The sequence below is a fragment of the Frigoribacterium sp. PhB116 genome, from assembly GCF_004364285.1.
Taxonomy (GTDB): Bacteria; Actinomycetota; Actinomycetes; order Actinomycetales; family Microbacteriaceae; genus Frigoribacterium.
In genome coordinates this window covers 215,347-235,257 of record NZ_SOBE01000001.1, presented here as the reverse complement: position 1 = coordinate 235,257, position 19,911 = coordinate 215,347, and the positions used below count along the sequence as shown (strand labels likewise).

Below are 19,911 nucleotides of genomic sequence, written 5' to 3'. Positions count from 1 at the left end.
CCATGGCACAGCACGACGACGAGACCCCCACCGCGGGCTCGGCTGTCGAGAAGCATGAGCCTCGACAGGTGTCGGCCGGAACGGCCGTCGTCACGACGGACGTCTTCGAGAACCCGGGTGAGCCGCCCCACCGCGACCGCGTCACGGACATCGACCCCAGGGCCGAGAAGAAGGCCGAGCGCCAGGTCAGCATCTGGTTCTTCCTCTCGATCGTCGGCAGCATCGGTGCCATCGGCGCCTACGTGGCGTTCCCGATCACGTCGGGCGACTCCGGCTCGGTGCGGCTGAACAACCTCTTCCTCGGCCTCGGCATCGCGCTCGGCCTGCTGTCCGTCGGCATCGGTGCGGTGCACTGGTCGAAGACGCTCATGCCCGCGCGCGAGATCACCGAGATGCGACACAGCACCCGCGGCACCGACGAGACCCGTGAGAAGGCCGTCGAGGTCTTCGCCCTGGGCAACCAGGAGTCGGGCTTCGGCCGCCGTGCGCTGATCCGCAACAGCCTCATCGGCGCACTCGTCGCCACTCCCCTGCCGGCCGTCGTGATCTTCCGCGACCTGGCCCCGGCAGAAGACCCCAACGAGGTGCTCCGTCACACCCTCTGGGAAGACGGCATGCACCTCACCCGCGACCCTGACGGCTCGCGCATCAGAGCGTCCGACGTGACCCTGGGCTCGGTGTTCCACGTGATCCCCGAGAACCTGAACGAGTCGGAGCACCTCCTCGAGGAGAAGGCGAAGGCAGCTGTGCTGCTCATGCGCCTGAAGCCCGAGGACCTCAACATCCCTGAAGGCCGCGAGGGATGGCAGTACGACGGCATCGTCGCGTACTCCAAGATCTGCACGCACGTCGGGTGCCCCGTGGCGCTCTACGAGCAGCAGACACACCACCTGCTCTGCCCCTGCCACCAGTCGACCTTCGACGTGACGAACAACTGCGAAGTGATCTTCGGACCGGCCAAGCGGCCCCTCCCGCAGCTGCCCATCGCCGTGGACTCCGACGGGTACCTCGTCGCGCAGAGCGACTTCCACGAACCTGTGGGCCCTAGCTTCTGGGAGCGCGAAAAGTGATCACCACCACACCGGCACCGAGCACGGAGACGACTCCGTCCGAGGGCTCGAACACCACCACCACGGCACCGGCCTTCGCGCCGACCAAGACGAACAAGATCTTCGGCGCGGCGGCGAACTACGTCGACGAGCGCACCAGCATGTCGGGCTTGGTCCGCGAGGTGGGTCGCAAGATCTTCCCGGACCACTGGTCGTTCATGCTCGGTGAGGTCGCGCTGTACTCGTTCGTCGTGATCCTGCTCTCGGGCACGTTCCTGACGTTCTTCTTCCAGCCGTCCATGGCCGAGGTCAACTACAACGGCTCGTACGTGCCGCTCAAGGGCCTCAACATGTCGGCCGCCATGGCGTCGACGCTCGACATCTCGTTCGACATCCGCGGCGGTCTGCTGTTCCGCCAGATCCACCACTGGGCTGCGCTGCTCTTCGTGGCGTCGATCATGCTGCACATGCTGCGCGTCTACTTCACCGGCGCGTTCCGCAAGCCCCGCGAGATCAACTGGGTCGTCGGCTTCACCCTCTGGGTGCTCGCCATGGCCGAGGGATTCACGGGCTACTCGCTCCCCGACGACCTGCTCTCGGGCAACGGTGCGCGGATCATCGACGGCATGGTCAAGGGCATCCCCGTGATCGGCGTCTGGATCTCGTACCTGCTGTTCGGCGGAGAGTTCCCCGGCACCGACATGGTGGGTCGCTTCTACTCTCTGCACATCATGCTGCTGCCGGCCCTGCTGATCGCCCTCCTCGGCGTCCACCTCCTGCTGCTGATCATCAACAAGCACACGCAGTGGGCAGGCCCCGGCAAGACCAACGAGAACGTCGTCGGCGTCCCCGTCATGCCGGTCTTCGCCGCCAAGGCCGGAGGGTTCTTCTTCATCGTCTTCGGCGTCCTGGTGCTCATCGCGTCGCTCTTCACGATCAACCCGATCTGGAACTACGGGCCCTACGACCCGTCGCCGGTGTCTGCGGGAACGCAGCCGGACTGGTACATCGGCTTCGCCGACGGTGCTCTGCGACTCGTCCCGCCGGGCTGGGAGTTCCTCCTCTTCGGCTACACGGTCTCGATGAACATCCTGGCGCCGATCGCCGTCCTGGTGATCTTCATCCTCGCGGTGTTGCTGTACCCGTTCCTCGAGGCGTGGGTGACCGGCGACAAGCGCGAGCACCACATCCTCGACCGTCCGCGGAACGCTCCGACCCGAACGGCGATCGGTGCCGCCGGAATCGTCGTCTACGCGGCTCTCTGGGCTGCGGCGAGCTCGGACATCATGGCGACGCACTTCAGGCTCTCGCTGAACTTCGTGATCCACTCGGTCCAGGCCGTGCTGATCATCGGACCGTTCCTCGCCTTCTGGATCACCAAACGCGTCTGCCTGGCCCTCCAGAAGAAGGACCGCGAGATCGCGCTGCACGGCTACGAGTCGGGTCGAATCGTCCGCCTCCCCGGTGGCGAGTACGTCGAGGTCCACGAGCAGCTCGACGAGTACGAGCGCTGGCGGCTGCTGAACTTCAACGAGTACGAGCCGCTCATGATCCGTCCGAACGCGAACGGGCAGATCACTCCCCTGCAGCGCGTCAGGGCGTCGGTGTCGACCTTCTTCTTCGAGGATCGCATCGCGCCGGTCAAGCGCTCGGAGATCGAGGCTTCGCACCACGACGAGCACTGACCCACCTGCACCATCCGGAGGGCCCGACCGCACCAGCGGTCGGGCCCTCCGCCGTCCGCCCCTCTTCCCCGCAGGCGGGCGCCACTTCGCCTGCCGCTGACCTCCGTTGACCGTGCCACCCTGAAGACAGCGCCTCTCGGCAGCTTCCCGTGCTGGCAGCGCGTCCGAGCGGGGCCGCGGCGAGCAAGCCCGCCCGCGCACTCCGCCCCCGCGTCGTCAAGCTCTCGAGAGTGCTGACGCGAGCGTCACGAACTGCCTGCACGCTTCGGCGGGTTCCCGTGCTTCGCGGCGGGTTTCCGTGGTCCCGGCGGGCTCCCGTGGTTTCCGGCGGGTATGCGCTGACCCGCCGGGAAGCACGGCAGCCCGCCAGCTCCTCCGCCAGGCCGGCGCAGAGGGCTCCCACCCCGGTCACGCGGGCACACGCCTCCGCAGGTTCGCACTCGCGCATGGGCGGGGTTCCTGGCCCTCGGTGAGTCCGCGGTGATCCGTCCGGGGCGACGACGACCTGCCACGCCCTCCCCCGTCTGCGTGCTCGCGAAGCCCGCCGTGCGAGCACGGCCCCTGGCCCGACCCATCGGCATCTCCAGGCCCTCCGGTAGGGTCCTGAGGCCCTACGGTGGGCTCCCGTTCCCCGCGATGGGTTCTCGTGCCCTCCGTTGACTCGATGCTGACCTGTCAGCAACGGCGGCGATGCACCCAGCCCGCTACCGCGGTGAACTCCGCTCTCTTGTGGCCTGATCAATTCACGGCCACGGCTGAGCTGGCGCGCTCTCGAGCTTCGGCCGGTCATCGTCGTCCTCGGCGGGTCAGCGCCGACACGCCTCGAGCGACACCGACCCGCCGACATCACGCGCTCAGGACTCGGCGGGATGACGAAGTCGCCGCGGGGAGAGCTTGAGCCGCGAGCCGCGAGCCGCGAGGCTTGTGCGGCGACGGGGTCACGTGGCCTGCACCCTGGCACACTGAGCGCGCAGGGGGCATCGCAGCGTCCCCTCCGACTCTGGGGGCGCGTGGGTGCGCGCCAGGGGTCGGGCACCGCGCGCGAACACCCAGGCCCGCAACGACAGATGCCGCCCACCCGTGAGGGTGAGCGGCATCTGAACGGACCGAGAGGTCAGTGGGCGAAGTTGCCCCGGTAGTACTCGTAGACCCAGCCGACGAGAGCGACGGCCACGAGGGCGCCACCGATGTAGATGATCCACATGCCGACAGCGAGGGCGAGGAAGATCAGGCCGCACGAGAAGGCGAGCAGGATGGGCCACCACGACCAGGGGCTGAAGTGCCCAAGCTCGGGGTCGCCGTCGTCGATGTTCGCGTCGGGACGATCCTCGGCGAGCTCGCCGCCCTGGGCCGCATGCGAGCGCCCCATGTAGAAGGCGAGGAACACACCCAGCGCACCGGCAAGACCGATGCCCATGGTGCCGGCCCACTCGACCTTGCCGACGTCGATGAGGCTCCAGATGACGTACACGGCGTCCATGAGGAAGAAGAAGATCGCGAGGATCCAGAACAGGGTCGCGTTGGTTCTCATCGGACTACTTCACCTCGTTGCTGGATGCGTCGTACGTGGGGGCCTCGGGTGCGTCCTTGACCGGGCCGATGCCGACGGGGATGCCTGCCTCGGGGTGGTTGAGGTCGAACGCCGGCGACTCCGAGCGGATGCGCGGGATCGACGTGAAGTTGTGGCGGGGCGGCGGGCACGACGTGGCCCACTCGAGCGAGCGGGAGTAGCCCCAGGGGTCGTTGACCTCGACCTTGGGCGCCCGACGCGCGGTGATGTAGACGTTGTAGAGGAACGGCAGGATCGAGACGCCGAGGAGCATTGCGCCGATCGTCGACAGCTGGTTCATCCACGTGAAGTGGTCCTCGGCCTGGTACGTGGCGTAGCGGCGGGGCATGCCCATGACGCCGAGCCAGTGCTGGATGAGGAACGTCGTGTGGAAGCCGATGAACAGCATCCAGAAGTGGATCTTGCCGAGACGCTCGTTGAGCATCTTGCCCGTCCACTTCGGCCACCAGAAGTAGAAGCCGGAGAACATCGCGAAGACGACCGTGCCGAACACGACGTAGTGGAAGTGCGCCACGACGAAGTACGTGTCGGAGACGTGGAAGTCGAGCGGCGGCGACGCCAGGATGACGCCGGTGAGCCCACCGAAGGTGAAGGTCACCAGGAAGCCGATCGCCCAGAGCATCGGGGTCTCGAACGTGACCGAGCCGCGCCACATCGTGCCGATCCAGTTGAAGATCTTGACGCCGGTGGGGACCGCGATGAGCATCGTCATCAGCGAGAAGAACGGCAGGAGGACCGAGCCCGTGACGTACATGTGGTGCGCCCACACCGTGACCGAGAGGGCCGCGATCGAGATCGTCGCGTAGACGAGAGTCTTGTAGCCGAAGATCGGCTTGCGGCTGAAGACCGGGAAGACCTCGGAGACGATGCCGAAGAACGGCAGCGCGATGATGTACACCTCGGGGTGTCCGAAGAACCAGAAGAGGTGCTGCCACAGGATGGCGCCTCCGTTGGCGGGGTTGAAGACCTGCGCGTCGAACACCCGGTCGAACCCGAGCCCGAACAGGGCGGCGGCGAGGACGGGGAACGCCATGATCACGAGGATCGAGGTGATCAGCGTGTTCCAGGTGAAGATCGGCATGCGCCACATCGTCATGCCGGGGGCACGCATCGTCACGATGGTGGTGATGAAGTTGACCGAGCCGAGGATGGTGCTGAAGCCGGTCATCCCGAGCCCGAAGACCCACAAGTTGCCGCCCAGCCCTGGTGAGAACGTCGTGTCCGACAGCGGCGCGTAGGCGAACCAGCCGAACGAGGCGGCGCCCTGGGGGGTGAGGAAGCCGGCGACCGCGATGAGCGAGCCGAAGAGGTAGAGCCAGAAGGCGAAGCCGTTCAGCCGCGGGAAGGCGACGTCGGGCGCACCGATCTGCAGGGGCATGAGCGCGTTGGCGAAGCCGGAGAACAGCGGCGTCGCGAACATGAGCAGCATGATCGTGCCGTGCATGGTGAAGAGCTGGTTGTACTGCTCTTTCGTCTGCACGATCTCGAGCCCGGGGGCGAAGAGCTGCGCGCGGATCAACAGCGCCATCACCCCGCCGAGGCAGAAGAAGAGGAACGACGCGATCAGGTACATGTACCCGATGGTCTTGTGGTCGGTCGACGTCAGCCAGGTGACGACGACGTTGCCCTTGCGCCCCACCTTGGAGGCGCCGAAGTTCTGACCTGAGGACGTACCGCCCGTGGAGGGGCGGGTGGCGGTGGCTGTCATCGAACCCGTGCCTTTACTTCTCGTCCGAACCGGCGGCGACGGGCGCCTCGTTGTTCGGCTGGTTGGTGTTGGTGTTGTACTGGTCGCCCAGGAGGCCGGTGTTGCCCTCGTCGGCGAGCGTGTCGAGGTAGTCCTCGTACTCGCCCTCGGAGACGACCTTGACGTTGAACAGCATCAGGGAGTGGTACTCGCCGCAGAGCTCGGCGCACTTGCCCGTGAACGTGCCCTCTTTCTCGGGCGTGAAGTACATGTAGTTGGTCTTGCCGGGGATCGTGTCCTTCTTGTAGAGGAAGTCGACGATCCAGAAGGAGTGGGCGACGTCGCGCGACTTGAGGTCGATCTGCACGGTCTTGCCCACGGGGAGGTACAGCACGGGGAGCTGGTCCTGGTCGACCTCGCCGCTCGGCAGCTCCTGGGCCTGGATGCCCTGGTAGTAGACGCTGTCGTCTTCCTGCTGCTGGTCGATGTAGTTGAAGTCCCAGGCCCAGCGCTTCGCGTAGACGTCGATCTTCACGTCGGGGTTCGCGGTCGGCTCCTCGATGGCGGCCTGGTCACGGGCGGTGAAGGCGAAGAAGCCCAGCACGAGGATGAGCGGCACGACCGTGTAGAAGATCTCGATCGGCATGTTGTAGCGCAGCTGCACGGGGAGACCGGTCTGGCCCTTGCGACGCCGGTAGGCGATGCAGGTCCAGATGATGAGGCCCCAGACGATGAGGCCGACGATCAGCAGGACGATCCACGACGTGACCCACAGGCCGATGATGCTGTCGACGTGGTTGGTGGTGCCCGCGGTGGTGGGGAGCCAGCCCTGGAGCTGCTCGGGCGTACATCCCGCGAGGACGAGGGCCATGACGGCGGCCACGGGGATGGCGGCCCAACGAAGACGGCGGTTAGAACGCACTGTTACCTCTCGGATGACACGACAGCTTGGGGTCTTCCCAGTCTAGGACGGGACTTCCCTAGCCTACTCGCAGGTTGACCGGGCCTCTGCACGCGGCCCCGCCGAGTCGTTCGAGCACGAGCCACCTGGACGCACGAGAGGGACCGCCTCTCGGCGGTCCCTCTCGTGTGGTGACCGTTCAGCATCGCCCGGGAGGCGCCTCCTGCGTCAGTGGAAGCTGTCGCCGCAGGCGCAGCTGCCCTGGGCGTTCGGGTTGTCGATGGTGAAGCCCTGCTTCTGGATCGTGTCCTCGAAGTCGATGGCAGCGCCGTCGAGGTAGGGGACGCTCATCGCGTCGACGACGACCTCGACGCCGTCGAAGTCGACCGTGGCGTCGTTCTCGAGGAGGCGCTCGTCGAAGTAGAGCTGGTAGATGAGGCCGGAGCAGCCACCGGGCTGGACGGCCACGCGGAGGCGGAGGTCGTCACGTCCCTCCTGCGTCAGGAGGCTCTTCACCTTGTCGGCGGCGGTCGCGGTGATCGTGACGCCGTGGGCGGTCGTCGTGTCGCCGGCGGCCGTCTCGACGGCGGGGGTCGCGGTGTCGGTCATGGAGCCTCCTCGGGTCGGTGCGCAGGGGCACTCGTCGTTGACCAGTGTAAGCAGCCCGTGCCGGGATTTGTTCCCGGCGACCAGGGCCGACGAGGCCGACGGTGCACGGGCACCGTCGACCCCGTCGTGCCTCAGCTCCGTGCGTCGAGGCGGGCGATCAGCACGGCCTCGCTGAGCACGGCACGGTGCAGCACGCCGAGGTGCTGCGACTCGTTCGGGCTGTGCGCGCGCGTGTCGGGGTCCTCCACGCCCGTGACGAGGATCTGGGCCTCGGGGAACGTCCGGACCAGGTCCGCGATGAACGGGATCGAGCCGCCGATGCCGATCTGCAGGGGCGCCTCCCCCCAGGCCTCCGTCATGGCCGCCGTGGCCTCGGCGAGGGCCCAGCCGCTGGTGTCGACGAGGAACGGGTCGCCCTGGTCGACGTCGTCGATCTCGACGTGCGCGCCGAAGGGGGCGTGCTCGCGGAGGTGCGCCTCGATGGCCGCGTAGGCCTCGGACGCGGCCTGCCCGGGAGCGATGCGCGCGCTGATCCGGACGGACACCTCGGGCGACAGCGTGTTCGACGCGTTCGCGACGCTCGGCGCGTCGATGCCCGTCACCGTGATCGACGGCTGCGACCACACGCGGCTGAGCAGCGGACCGGTGCCGATCGGCGTCACGCCCTCGAGCAGCCCGGCCTCCTCGCGCAGCTGCTGCTCGCTCTGCTCGGGGTGCTCGGCCTCGCGGCTGTGCAGCCCGGCGACGGCGACGCTCCCCGCGTCGTCGTGCAGCGTGGCGAGCAGCTTCACCATCGCGAGCATCGCGTCCGGGACCGCGCCGCCGACCATCCCCGAGTGGGACGCGTGCGCCAGGGTGCGGACGGTCAGCCGGAACGTCACGTTGCCGCGGAGCCCCACGGTGATGGCGGGGACGGTCGTGCTCCAGTTGCCCGAGTCGGCGACGACGATGACGTCGGCCGCGAGGTCGTCCCGGTGCTGGCGCAGGAAGTCGGCGAACGAGCGGGAGCCGAACTCCTCCTCCCCCTCGATGAACACCGCGACGCCGACGCCCAGGTCGTCGCCGAGCACCTCGCGGACGGCCCGCAGCGCCGCCACGTGGGTCATCACGCCGGCCTTGTCGTCGGAGGCGCCCCGCCCGTAGAGGCGATCGCCCTTGACGGTGGGCTCGAACGGAGGCGAGTCCCAGTCGGCGTCGTCGCCCTGGGGCTGCACGTCGTGGTGGGCGTAGAGGAGCACCGTCGGCTTTCCGTCGCGCGCGGGGCGCCGGGCGAGCACGGCCGGCTGGCCGAGGGCGCCGGTGTCGCCGATCGGCGCACGGCTCACCTGCACGGTCTCGAAGAGGCCCGTGCCCCGCACGAGCTCGGCGACGGCCTCGGCGCTGGCGGCCACGTGCGCGGGGTCGAAGGCGTCCCACGAGACGGACGGGATGCGGACCAGGCCGCCGAGGTCGGCGACTGCGGCGGGGAAGCCGCCCTGCACCGCCTCCGCGAGTTCGCTGACAGTACGAGGATCGGTCGGGGTCACGGGGTGCTGCGAGTCGGTCATGCAGGTAATCTTAGGAACTCGTTCAACCCCCGAGGACTCTCCGTGGCCAAGGCACCTGACAAGACCATCACGACGACCGTCGACGAGACCGAGTCGCCGACGACCGGCAAGGGACGGCCGACGCCGACCCGTCGCGAACGCGAGGCCGCCAACCAGCGCCCGCTCGTGGCCACCGGCAAGGAGGCGCAGAAGGCCCAGCGCGCCCGTCTCGCCGAGCAGCGCGAGCGCCAGCGCGTCGGACTCGCGAACGGCGAGGAGAAGTTCCTCCCCGAGCGCGACAAGGGCGTGCAGCGCAAGTTCATCCGCGACTACGTCGACGCTCGCTACAGCGTCGGCGAGGCGATGATCCCGGTCATGGTGCTCGTCATCGTCATGAGCATCGTCCAGAACGTCGCGGTCCAGACGACGACGCTGTTCGTCCTGTGGGGCTTCTTCATCCTCGCCGTCGCCGACTGCCTGCTCGCCGGCCAGCGGGTCTCGTCGCAGCTGCGCGCGAGGTTCGGCGACGACGGCCTCCAGAAGGGCAACCGCTGGTACACCGCGATGCGCGCCATGCAGATGAAGCCGATGCGGCTGCCGAAGCCGCAGGTCAAGCGCCGCGAGTTCCCCACGCTGTAGCCAGGCCGCACGGAGGAGCCCCCGACCACATGGTCGGGGGCTCCTTCGTGTCGGGCGCGCCTCTCGGGGCTGCCGAGACCGGTCACGCCGCTCGGCGGAGGGCGCGCAGCCCCCGGTTGACCTTCCGGGCCCAGAGCGGCCCCTCGTAGAGGAAGGCCGTATAGCCCTGCACGAGCGTCGCCCCGGCGTCGAGGCGCGACTGCACGTCGGCCGCGCTCGTCACGCCCCCGACGGACACGACGCACGTCTCGTCGGGCAGCACCGAGCGCAGCACCCGGAGGACCTCGAGCGACCGGGCCGCGAGCGGGGCGCCGGAGAGACCACCGGCCCCCGCGGACTCCACGACCGCGGGCGACGTCTGCAGCCCCGAACGGGACAGGGTCGTGTTCGTCGCGATCACTCCCCCGAGGCCGATCTCGGTGACGAGCTCGGCGATGTGGCGGATGCCGTCGTCGTCGAGGTCGGGGGCGATCTTGACGAGCACGGGGGTGTCGCCCGCGGCCGCGTGGACCGCGCGGAGCAGCGGCGACAGCTTGTCGAGCTCCTGCAGGCCGCGGAGACCGGGCGTGTTGGGCGAGCTGACGTTGACGGCCAGGTAGTCGGCCAGCGGGGCGAGCAGGCGCGTGCTCACGAGGTAGTCGTCGACCGCGTCGTCGACCTCGACCACACGGCTCTTGCCGATGTTGACCCCGATGACCGGTCGGACGGAGGCCCGCCGTGCGCGGGTGAGCTCGCCGGCTGCCTGCGCCGCGCCTCCGTTGTTGAAGCCCATGCGGTTGACGACCGCCAGGTCGGGCACCAGACGGAACAGCCTCGGTCGCTCGTTGCCCGGCTGGGCCCTGGCCGTGACGGTGCCGACCTCGACGTGGCCGAAGCCGAGGGCCCCGAGACCGGCGATGCCTGTCGCGTCCTTGTCGAAGCCCGCGGCGACGCCGAACGGCGAGTCGAAACGGAGGCCCAGGGCCTCGACGGCGAGTGAAGGGTGCGGCTCCGTGAACCGGCGCACGAGCGGCGCCAGGCCGATCCGAGGGACTGCCCGGATCACCCGGGACGCGAGGTGGTGCGCGTCTTCGGGGTCCATCTTCGAGAGCACCACGTCGAACAGGACCCGGTAGGGGGTCCTCACTCGTCGACCGATCGAGGCGTGCGCACGCGGTCACGGTGCTCGTCGCGGAGCTGCGTGATCGACGACTCGAAGTCCTCGAGGGAGTCGAAGGCCTGGTAGACGCTCGCGAAGCGCAGGTAGGCGACCTCGTCGAGCTCGCGCAGGGGCGGCAGGATCGCGAGGCCGATGTCGTTCGCCTCGATCTGCGACGTGCCCGACGCACGCACCGCCTCCTCGACCTTCTGCGCCAGGACGGCCAGGTCGCCGTCGGTGACGGGACGGCCCTGGCAGGCCTTGCGGACGCCGGAGATGATCTTCTCCCGGCTGAAGGGCTCGAGCACGCCGTTGCGCTTGACGACGTTCAGGCTGGCCGTCTCGGTCGTGCTGAAGCGACGACCGCAGTTCGGGCACTGGCGCCGCCGACGGATCGAGGTGCCGTCGTCGCTCGTGCGGGAGTCGACGACGCGGGAATCGGGGTGGCGACAGAAAGGACAGAACATGGTGCCCTCAGCGTACTGGGGCCCCGCACCCCGCCCCCTCGACGCCCCGGGCGGGACACGCTCGGCCGCGCCCCGCACGGACGCCGCCGGGACGACCGGTCAGGGCTTGTGGAGACGCGCCGCGACGGCCTCGCCGTGGGCGGGCAGCAGCTCCGCGCGCGACAGGGCGACCAACCTGTCGGCGACCTCGGCCAGGGCGTCGTGGTCGTAGCGCACGATCTGCTGCGGCCGGAGGAACGTGTACGCGCCGAGTCCCGACGAGAACCGCGACTGGCCGCCCGTGGGCAGGACGTGGTTCGAGCCGGCGAGGTAGTCGCCCAGGCTCACGGGGGTGCTCGGGCCCACGAAGACCGCACCGGCGCTCGTGACGCCCGCGAGGACCCCCTCGTCGTCGCGCGTCTGGATCTCGAGGTGCTCGGGCCCGTAGGCGTTGCTGAAGTCGACGGCGGCCGCCAGGTCGTCGACGAGCACGAGGGCCGACTGGCGGCCGTCGAGGGCGGTCTGCACGCGGGTCGCGCTCAGCGTCCGCGGGACGAGCCGCACGAGCTCGTCGCGGACCCGGTCGGCGAGCTCCGCCGAGGTGGTCACGAGGACGGCAGCGGCCTCCTCGTCGTGCTCGGCCTGGCTGATCAGGTCGACGGCGACGAGCGTGGGGTCGGCCGAGTCGTCGGCGATGACGAGGATCTCGGTGGCGCCCGCCACGGCGTCGATGCCGACGCGTCCGCGGACGAGCTGCTTCGCGGCGGCCACGTAGTTGTTGCCGGGGCCGGTGATGACCTGGACCGGCTCGAGCCCGATCTCGGGCACTCCGTAGGCGAGGGCCGCGATGGCGCCCGCCCCGCCCATGACGTAGACCTCGTCGATGCCGAGGAGCCCCGCCGCGCCGAGGATGACGGGGTGGACGGCGCCGCCGAAGTCGCGCTGCCCGGGTGAGACGAGCGCGACCGAGCCGACCCCGGCGACGAGGGCCGGCACGACGTTCATGACGACGCTCGACGGGTAGACGGCCTTGCCGCCGGGGACGTAGACGCCCGCCCGGGCGACCGGCTGCCAGCGCTGCTCGATGAGCGCCCCGGGGGCCGGGACGGTCACGGAGCCCTCGGGCACCTGGGCCCTGCTGGCCTCGGTGACGCGGGCGATCGACTCGATCAGCGCCTCCTTCACCAGGGGGTCGAGCTCGTCGACGGCTCGGGCGATGGCCGCCGCCTCGACGCGGAACACGTCGGTGCGGACGCCGTCGAAGCGCTCCGCCTGGTCGCGCAGGGCGTCCGCGCCGCGCTCGCGCACGGCCTGGACTATCTGGGCCGCGGAACCTGAGGCGGCGGCGACGTCGACGTGCGACCGGGGCACGAGGCCCAGCAGGTCGGCGTGGGTAGGCTTGAGGCCCCGGAGGTCTGTGGTCTGGATCATGGCCCGTCGAGCCTAGCCCGAGCGGGCCCCGCGCGAGCCGTCACGGTGCGGACGCGCCCGCCACTCCCCCGGCAGCAGAGCACAGGAGGCGCCCACCCGTCATGCCCGACACCACCGCACCAGCAGCCGCGGCTGCCCAGCCCGACCCCGCCGACCTCGCCGCGTTCAAGGCCGGCTTCCGCCGCCACGCCGCGGGCGTCGCCATCGTCACCGCCCGGGACTCGGGCGGCCGACCCGTCGGCTTCACCGCGACCTCGCTGGCCTCGCTCGCCGCCGTCCCGCCGCTCGCCACCTTCAACATGGCGCGCACCGCCAGCTCGTGGCGGGCCATCGAGGAGACCGAACACGTGGTGATCCACCTGCTCGGCCTCCGCAACCAGGGCCTCGCGCGCCGCATGGCCGGCCCGGCCGCCGAGCGGTTCGAGGGCGACCACTGGAGCGAGGGGCCGCACGGCCTCCCGTTGCTGCACGACGTCACCGCCTGGATGACCGGCCGCATCGTCGAGCGGCTGCACGTGCACGGCAACGCCGTCGTCGTCGTGCAGGTCGAGGACGGCGGCACGGGAGCCGACGACGACGCGTTGCTGTACCACGACCGCCGCTGGCTCCGGCCCGTGCACCTCGAGGCGTAGACGAAGCGGACGTCCACATGCCGAGGGCCCCGTGGACTCGAGTCCGCGGGGCCCTCGTGCGTCACCGGGACGCTCGGACGTCAGACGAGGCAGCCGGGCCCGAGGAGGCTCTTGAGCTCGCCGTACAGGTCGGCGGTCACGTCGACCGGCATCGGGATCTCGAACGAGCGGGCGACGTCGCCCTTGACGAGCCGGAGCCGCACCTCGGTGCCGCCGGTGTGCCGGCCGAGCACCGCGGCCAACTCGGTGACGGTGTCGGTCGTGGCGCGGTGCTCGGGGATCTGCAGCACCAACGGGCCCTGCGACGCACCGACGCCGAGGTCGGGCATGAACATGCTCGCGGCGTGCATGTTCATGCCGTCGTCGCGGACGCTGACGCGCCCCTTCAGCACGATGATCGAGTCGCCGACGAGGGACGGCCCGAACTCCTGGTAGGTCTTGCCCAGGAACATCGCCGAGATCTCGCCGCCGAAGTCCTCGACCGTGACGATGCCGTACGGGTTGCCCGAGTTGCGGGCTACCCGGTGCTGGACGCTCGTGATGAGGCCGGCGATCGTGACCGTCTCGCCGTCGATCGCGGTGGGCTCGCTCGACAGGATGTCGGTCACCGTCGTGCTCGCGTGCTTCGCGAGCGGCAGCTCGAGCCCGGCCAGCGGGTGGTCGCTGACGTAGAGGCCCAGCATGTCGCGCTCGAACGCCAGCTTGTCCCGCTTCGACCACTCGGGTCGCTCGGGCACGTGCTGGACGTCCTGTGGCTCGTCCCAGAGGGAGTCGAAGTCGAAGCCGACCTGGCCGTTGGCCTCGGCGCGCTTCTCGTTGACGGCGGCCTCGACCGCGGACTCGTGGATCTCGACCAGGGCCCGGCGGGTCGAGCCCAGGCTGTCGAACGCCCCGGCCTTCACCAGCGACTCGACCGTGCGCTTGTTCGCGACGGGGAGCGGGACCTTGCGCAGGAAGTCGTGGAAGGAGGCGAAGGCCCCCTCTTTCTGGCGGGCGGCGATCACGTGGTCGACGACGTTGAACCCCACGTTCCGGACCGCGCCCATGCCGAAGCGGATGTCGTCGCCGACGGCCGCGAAGAAGCCGATCGACTCGTTCACGTCCGGCGGGAGGACCGTGATGCCCATGCGTCGGCACTCGTTGAGGTAGAGCCCGAGCTTGTCCCGCGAGTCGCCGGTGCTCGTGAGCAACGCGGCCATGTACTCGGCCGGGTAGTGGGCCTTGAGGTAGGCGGTCCAGTAGGACACGACGCCGTAGGCGGCGGAGTGCGCCTTGTTGAACGCGTAGTCGGAGAAGGGCAGCAGGATGTCCCAGAGCATCTTGACGGCGTCCGGTGAGAAGCCGTTGTCGAACATGCCCTGCTCGAAGCCCGCGTACTGCTTGTCGAGCTCGGACTTCTTCTTCTTGCCCATGGCACGACGGAGGATGTCGGCCTGGCCGAGCGAGAACCCGGCGACCTTCTGCGCGATCGCCATCACCTGCTCCTGGTAGATGATCAGGCCGTAGCTCGTCGACAGGATCTCCTTCAGGGGCTCCTCGAGCTCGGGGTGGATCGGCGTGATCTCCTGGATGCCGTTCTTCCGCAGCGCGTAGTTCGTGTGGGAGTTCGCGCCCATGGGCCCGGGGCGGTACAGCGCGATGACGGCCGAGATGTCCTCGAAGTTGTCGGGCTTCATCAGCCGCAGGAGCCCGCGCATGGGCCCGCCGTCGAGCTGGAAGACGCCGAGCGTGTCACCGCGGCCTAGCAGCTCGTAGGCTGCCCGGTCGTCGAGCTCGAGGTCTTCGAGGACGAGGTCGAAGCCGCGGTTGGTGCGGATGTTGTCGAGGGCGTCGTTGATGATCGTCAGGTTGCGGAGACCCAGGAAGTCCATCTTGATCAGCCCGAGCGACTCGCAAGCGGGGTAGTCGAACTGCGTGACGATCTGGCCGTCCTGCTCGCGCTTCATGATCGGGATGATGTCGATCAGGGGGTCGCTCGACATGATGACGCCGGCCGCGTGCACGCCCCACTGGCGCTTGAGGCCCTCCAGGCCGAGGGCAGTGTCGAAGACCGTCCTCGCCTCGGGATCGGTCTCGACGACCGTCCGGATGTCGCCCGCCTCCTTGTAGCGCTCGTGGGCCTTGTCGAAGATGCCCGTGAGCGGGATGTCCTTGCCCATGACCGCGGGCGGCATGGCCTTCGTGAGCTTCTCGCCCATCCCGAAGGGGAAGCCGAGCACGCGCGAGCTGTCCTTCAGGGCCTGCTTGGCCTTGATGGTGCCGTAGGTGACGATCTGGGCGACGCGCTCGTCGCCGTACTTCTCGGTCACGTACTGGATGACCTCGCCGCGGCGACGGTCGTCGAAGTCGACGTCGAAGTCGGGCATCGAGACACGGTCGGGGTTGAGGAAGCGCTCGAAGATGAGGCCGTGGCGGAGCGGGTCGAGGTCGGTGATGCGCATCGCGTAGGCGGCCATGGACCCGGCGCCCGAGCCGCGTCCCGGACCGACGCGGATGCCGTTCTCCTTCGACCAGTTGATGAAGTCCGCGACGACGAGGAAGTAGCCGGGGAAGCCCATGCCGGTGATGACGCCGATCTCGTACTCGGCCTGCTTGCGGACGTCGGAGGGGATGCCGTCCGGGTACCGGTAGACCAGGCCCTTCTCCACCTCCTTGATGAACCAGGTCTCTTCCGTCTCGCCCTCGGGCACGGGGTAGCGCGGCATGTAGTTGGCCGAGGTGTTGAACTGGACGTCGCAGCGCTCGGCGATGAGCAGGGTGTTGTCGCAGGCCTCGGGGTGGTCGCGGAAGAGGTGCCGCATCTGCTGGGCGGACTTCAGGTAGAACTCGTCGGCGTCGAACTTGAACCGGTTCGGGTCGTTGAGGGTCGAGCCCGACTGGACGCAGAGCAGCGCCGCGTGGCTCGTGGCGTCGTGCTCGTGCGTGTAGTGCAGGTCGTTGGTGGCGACGAGGGGCAGACCGAGGTCTTTCGCGAGGCGGAGGAGGTCGCCCATGATCTGGCGCTCGATGCCGAGGCCGTGGTCCATGATCTCGGCGAAGTAGTTCTCGGCGCCGAAGATGTCGCGGAAGTCCGCCGCGGCCTTGACCGCCTCGTCGTACTGGCCCAGTCGGAGGCGCGTCTGCACCTCGCCGGACGGGCAGCCCGTCGTGGCGATGAGGCCGTCGGAGTACTGCGACAGCAGCTCGCGGTCCATGCGCGGCTTGAAGTAGTAGCCCTCGAGGGACGCGCGCGACGACAGCCGGAAGAGGTTGTGCATGCCCGCCGTGCTCTGCGAGAGCAACGTCATGTGCGTGTACGCACCGGCGCCGGAGACGTCGTCGCGGCCGCCGTCGCCCCAGCGGATGCGGGTCTTGTCGCCCCGGTGCGTGCCCGGCGTGATGTAGGCCTCGGTGCCGATGATGGGCTTGACCCCGGCGTCGGTCGCCGTCTTCCAGAAATCGTAGGCGCCGAACACGTTGCCGTGGTCGGTGACCGCGACGGCGGGCATGCCCTGGGCGGCGGCCTCCGCGATCAGCGGCTTGACCCGGGCCGCACCGTCGAGCATCGAGTACTCGCTGTGGACGTGCAGGTGGACGAAGGAATCTTTCGAGGCCACGCGGCTCCTCGTCTGTGGTTCGACGGTTCTGTGGTGGATCTGCAGTTCTGTGGTGGTGCGCCGGTTCAGCGGCAGGTGGACAGCCTAAGCCGCACGGAGGACATCGAGCGCGTGCTGCAGGTCGTCCGGGTAGGTCGACCGGTAGACGACCGGCTCGCCCGTCCCCGGGTGGCGGAAGCCGAGCTGGACGGCGTGCAGCCACTGCCGGCCGAGGCCGAGGGCCGCGGACAGGGTCGGGTCGGCCCCGTAGGTCGCGTCGCCCACGCAGGGGTGGCGCTGGGCGGCCATGTGGACGCGGATCTGGTGCGTGCGACCGGTCTCGAGGTGGATCTCGAGCAGCGAGGCCGAGCGGAACGCCTCGACGGTCTCGTAGTGCGTCACCGAGGGCTTGCCGTCCACGACCACGGCGAACTTCCAGTCCGACGACGGGTGACGGCCGATCGGGGCGTCGATCGTGCCGGTGAGCGGGTCGGGGTGGCCCTGCACGACCGCGTTGTAGATCTTCTCGACCGTCCGCTCGCGGAAGGCGTCCTTGAGCTGTGCGTAGGCACGCTCGGACTTCGCCACGACCATGAGGCCGCTGGTGCCGACGTCGAGGCGGTGCACGATGCCCGCGCGCTCGGCCGCCCCCGACGTGGCGACCTGGAACCCGGCCGCCGCGAGGCCGCCGAGCACCGTGGGCCCGGTCCAGCCGACCGAGGGGTGGGCGGCGACGCCGACGGGCTTGTCGACGACGACGATCTCGTCGTCGTCGTGCACGATGCCCAGGCCGGGGACGTCGAGCGGCACGACGGTCGGGGCTTCGCGCGGCGCCCAGGTGACCTCGAGCCAGGCGCCGGCCTCGAGTCGGTCGGACTTGCCCACGGGGCGACCGTCGACGGCCACTCCCCCGGAGGTCGCCACCTCGGCGGCGAAGGTGCGGCTGAAGCCGAGCAGCTTGGCCAACGCGGCGTCGACCCGCTCGCCGGCGAGTCCGTCGGGCACGGGCAGCTGGCGGGACTCGGTCACGGGCGCTCCGACGGTCGGGCCGCAGGAGGTGCGGCGTCGGCGTCCGTCACGGACCCCGCAGCGGTCGTCTCGTCGGCGGCCTGGTCGGTCGCCGCGTCCCGCGCCGCGCTCGCCTTCGTGGTCCGGGTGCCGTCGAGATTGACGCCGAGCAGGGTCAGCAGCAGCAGCAGCCCCATGCTCGACACGATGAAGATGTCGGCCACGTTGAAGATCGCCGGCAGCAGCGAGGGGAAGTAGAGGAAGTCCACGACGTGCCCCTGCCCGAAGGAGGGCTCACGGGTGAGACGGTCGGTCAGGTTCCCGAGCGTGCCGCCCAGGAGCATGCCCAGCATGACCGCCCAGGCCCGGGACCGGATGCGCCGGGCGAAGACGACGATGGCGACCACGACGGCCGAGGCGGCGATCGAGAAGACCCAGGTCGTGCCGCTGGCCAGGGAGAAGGCCGCACCGGGGTTCCGCACGAAGTGCAGCTGGAAGAACTCGCCCACGACGTCGACGCTCTCGCCCTCGACCAGACGGGTGGTCACGAGGTGCTTCGACACCTGGTCGAGCACATAGGCCGTGACAGCGACGAAGGCCAGCGCCGCGATGATGCGGACGCTGACCTTCGTCGGAGGAGTGCTCTGCGTCAAGACCTTAGTTGGAGCCGAAGCCCTGGGCGCTGGCGGGAGCGAAGCCGCTGGCGGGCTGCTGCTCGCCGGACTCGGCCTCGAGGTCGCGGAGCTGGCCCTCGATGTAGCCCTTGAGCTTCTGGCGGTAGTCGCGCTCGAACGTGCGCAGGTCGTCGATGCGACGCTCCAGGCCGGTGCGCTCGGTCGCGAGCTGCTCGAGCACCTCGCGGCGCTTGGTCTCGGCCTCGGCCACGACCTCGCGGGAGCGAGCCTCGGCCTCGGTGACGACGTCGCGCTGCTTGGCCTCGGCCTCGGCCACGAGACGAGCCGACGTCGACTGCCCCTCGGCGATCAGGGCGTCGCGCTTCTCGACGCCCTCGCGGACGTGCTCCTCGTGCAGGCGACGAGCGAGCTGCAGGAGGCTGTTGGTGCTCTCCGTGTCGTCCTGGCTGGGCCCGGCGTAGGCCGGCACCGGGGCGACCGCCGCGGCGGCGACCGGCTCGGGTGCTGCCTCAGGCTCGGGCGCGACCTCGACGGGAGCCGGGACCGACGCGGGCGCCGGCTCGGAGACCGGGGCGGGCTCGGACTCGGGTGCCGGGGCGGACGCCGGGGCCTGCGCCGAGGCAGGAGCCTGAGCCGATGCCGGGGCGCTGGCGGCGACCGGGGCGGGGACGGCGGAGCCGCCCGCCGACTCGGCGGAGGACAGCCGCTGACGCAGCTCGTCGTTCTCCTGGCCGAGTCGTCGCAGCTCTGCGACGACCTCGTCGAGGAAGTCGTCGACCTCGTCCTGGTCGTAGCCCTCGCGGAACTTCGTCGGCTGGAACCGCTTGTTGACTACGTCTTCAGGCGTCAAAGCCATTGCCGTCACCTCGTGCATCTGTGGGATCACGTGATCGTGATCGTGGTCTGTGTCGTTCGACTACACCGTAGCGAACACTGGCCCCGGAGGGCAGCGGGGGCGCGGTTGCCCTCGTAGCAGCCTACCCTCTCGCCGTGCGGAGAGAGGCCAGGCCGGACGTCATGCGAAGCGGAGCCCGCTGGCGACGCCCATGAGGATGACGACGGCGAGCATGATGATGCTCCACCCGAAGTCGAGGGCCACCGACCCCAGCCGCACGGGCGGGAGGACGCGCCGGATGGCCTTGATGGGCGGGTCGGTCACCGTGTAGGCGATCTCGGCCAGCACCAGGACGGGGCCCCGGGGACGCCACCCCCTGCTGAAGGACTGCGCCAGGTCGAGGACGAAGCGCCCCCACATCAGCAGGAAGAACAGGAGGAGCGCGTAGTACGCGATCGAGGCGATCAGGAACGTCATCGGGGTGTCATCAGCTCACACTGGTCGGCGTGGTCGAGCCACGGAGAGGAGTCGGGGCGTCGGGACGC

At 69.6% G+C, this 19,911-nt stretch carries 17 protein-coding genes; 4 read left to right on the top strand and 13 right to left on the bottom strand.

The annotated features are described in order from the left end of the window. Nucleotides 1-2: 2 nt before the first annotated feature. Nucleotides 3-1,070, top strand: coding sequence for a Rieske 2Fe-2S domain-containing protein (locus EDF20_RS01005; protein WP_133737449.1), 1,068 nt, complete (start codon nt 3-5; stop codon nt 1,068-1,070). A 98-nt stretch (nt 1,071-1,168) separates the two neighbouring features. Next, the gene (locus EDF20_RS01000) at nt 1,169-2,734 is read left to right on the top strand and encodes a cytochrome bc complex cytochrome b subunit (RefSeq protein WP_243833395.1); all 1,566 of its coding nucleotides are present in this window, start codon (nt 1,169-1,171) and stop codon (nt 2,732-2,734) included. Nucleotides 2,735-3,848: 1,114 nt separating this feature from the next. Here EDF20_RS01000 and EDF20_RS00995 read toward each other — a convergent pair. The 5 genes from EDF20_RS00995 to EDF20_RS00975 form a co-directional block, all read right to left on the bottom strand. After that, on the bottom strand, nt 3,849-4,265 hold the full coding sequence (locus EDF20_RS00995; protein ID WP_123545601.1) for a cytochrome c oxidase subunit 4: 417 nt from the start codon (nt 4,263-4,265) through the stop codon (nt 3,849-3,851). 4 nt (nt 4,266-4,269) lie between these two features. After that, entirely contained in the window at nt 4,270-6,012 is a 1,743-nt protein-coding gene (gene ctaD / locus EDF20_RS00990; protein ID WP_123545600.1) for a cytochrome c oxidase subunit I, read from the bottom strand. Nucleotides 6,013-6,025: 13 nt separating this feature from the next. Continuing rightward, on the bottom strand, nt 6,026-6,913 hold the full coding sequence (coxB, locus tag EDF20_RS00985; protein WP_233568925.1) for a cytochrome c oxidase subunit II: 888 nt from the start codon (nt 6,911-6,913) through the stop codon (nt 6,026-6,028). A 207-nt stretch (nt 6,914-7,120) separates the two neighbouring features. Next, entirely contained in the window at nt 7,121-7,501 is a 381-nt protein-coding gene (gene erpA / locus EDF20_RS00980; protein WP_133737448.1) for an iron-sulfur cluster insertion protein ErpA, read from the bottom strand. A 131-nt stretch (nt 7,502-7,632) separates the two neighbouring features. Next, nucleotides 7,633-9,048, bottom strand: coding sequence for a dipeptidase (locus tag EDF20_RS00975; RefSeq protein ID WP_133737447.1), 1,416 nt, complete (start codon nt 9,046-9,048; stop codon nt 7,633-7,635). 42 nt (nt 9,049-9,090) lie between these two features. On the opposite strand from EDF20_RS00975, the gene EDF20_RS00970 reads away from it, so the two are divergent. Next, entirely contained in the window at nt 9,091-9,666 is a 576-nt protein-coding gene (locus EDF20_RS00970) for a DUF3043 domain-containing protein (protein WP_133737446.1), read from the top strand. 82 nt (nt 9,667-9,748) lie between these two features. On the opposite strand, the gene EDF20_RS00965 is transcribed toward EDF20_RS00970, so the two are convergent. The 3 genes from EDF20_RS00965 to hisD form a co-directional block, all read right to left on the bottom strand. Next, a complete protein-coding gene (locus tag EDF20_RS00965) occupies nt 9,749-10,792 on the bottom strand; it encodes a quinone-dependent dihydroorotate dehydrogenase (protein WP_279586162.1) in 1,044 nt (347 codons plus the stop codon). After that, on the bottom strand, nt 10,789-11,271 hold the full coding sequence (gene nrdR, locus EDF20_RS00960; protein ID WP_133737445.1) for a transcriptional regulator NrdR: 483 nt from the start codon (nt 11,269-11,271) through the stop codon (nt 10,789-10,791). The genes EDF20_RS00965 and nrdR overlap by 4 nt, the downstream gene beginning before the upstream one ends. Before the next feature lie 99 nt (nt 11,272-11,370). Next, nucleotides 11,371-12,681 carry a histidinol dehydrogenase gene (gene hisD / locus EDF20_RS00955; RefSeq protein WP_133737444.1) on the bottom strand — a complete coding sequence of 437 codons (1,311 nt, stop codon included), beginning with the start codon at nt 12,679-12,681 and terminating at the stop codon, nt 11,371-11,373. 101 nt (nt 12,682-12,782) lie between these two features. Here hisD and EDF20_RS00950 point away from each other — a divergent pair, with 101 nt between their 5' ends. Beyond that, nucleotides 12,783-13,313, top strand: coding sequence for a flavin reductase family protein (locus tag EDF20_RS00950; protein WP_133737443.1), 531 nt, complete (start codon nt 12,783-12,785; stop codon nt 13,311-13,313). An 80-nt stretch (nt 13,314-13,393) separates the two neighbouring features. On the opposite strand, the gene dnaE is transcribed toward EDF20_RS00950, so the two are convergent. The 5 genes from dnaE to EDF20_RS00925 all read right to left on the bottom strand — a co-directional run bounded on the left by dnaE (nt 13,394) and on the right by EDF20_RS00925 (nt 19,843). Further along, a complete protein-coding gene (gene dnaE / locus EDF20_RS00945) occupies nt 13,394-16,909 on the bottom strand; it encodes a DNA polymerase III subunit alpha (RefSeq protein WP_123545589.1) in 3,516 nt (1,171 codons plus the stop codon). Nucleotides 16,910-16,993: 84 nt separating this feature from the next. After that, the gene (locus tag EDF20_RS00940; RefSeq protein WP_123545587.1) at nt 16,994-17,917 is read right to left on the bottom strand and encodes an RluA family pseudouridine synthase; all 924 of its coding nucleotides are present in this window, start codon (nt 17,915-17,917) and stop codon (nt 16,994-16,996) included. Then, the gene (gene lspA, locus EDF20_RS00935) at nt 17,914-18,549 is read right to left on the bottom strand and encodes a signal peptidase II (RefSeq protein WP_243833324.1); all 636 of its coding nucleotides are present in this window, start codon (nt 18,547-18,549) and stop codon (nt 17,914-17,916) included. The genes EDF20_RS00940 and lspA overlap by 4 nt, the downstream gene beginning before the upstream one ends. Before the next feature lie 4 nt (nt 18,550-18,553). Then, on the bottom strand, nt 18,554-19,387 hold the full coding sequence (locus EDF20_RS00930; protein WP_133737442.1) for a DivIVA domain-containing protein: 834 nt from the start codon (nt 19,385-19,387) through the stop codon (nt 18,554-18,556). A gap of 159 nt (nt 19,388-19,546) precedes the next feature. Then, nucleotides 19,547-19,843, bottom strand: a complete 297-nt coding sequence (locus EDF20_RS00925) for a YggT family protein (protein ID WP_123545583.1) — start codon at nt 19,841-19,843, stop codon at nt 19,547-19,549. Nucleotides 19,844-19,911: the final 68 nt, after the last annotated feature.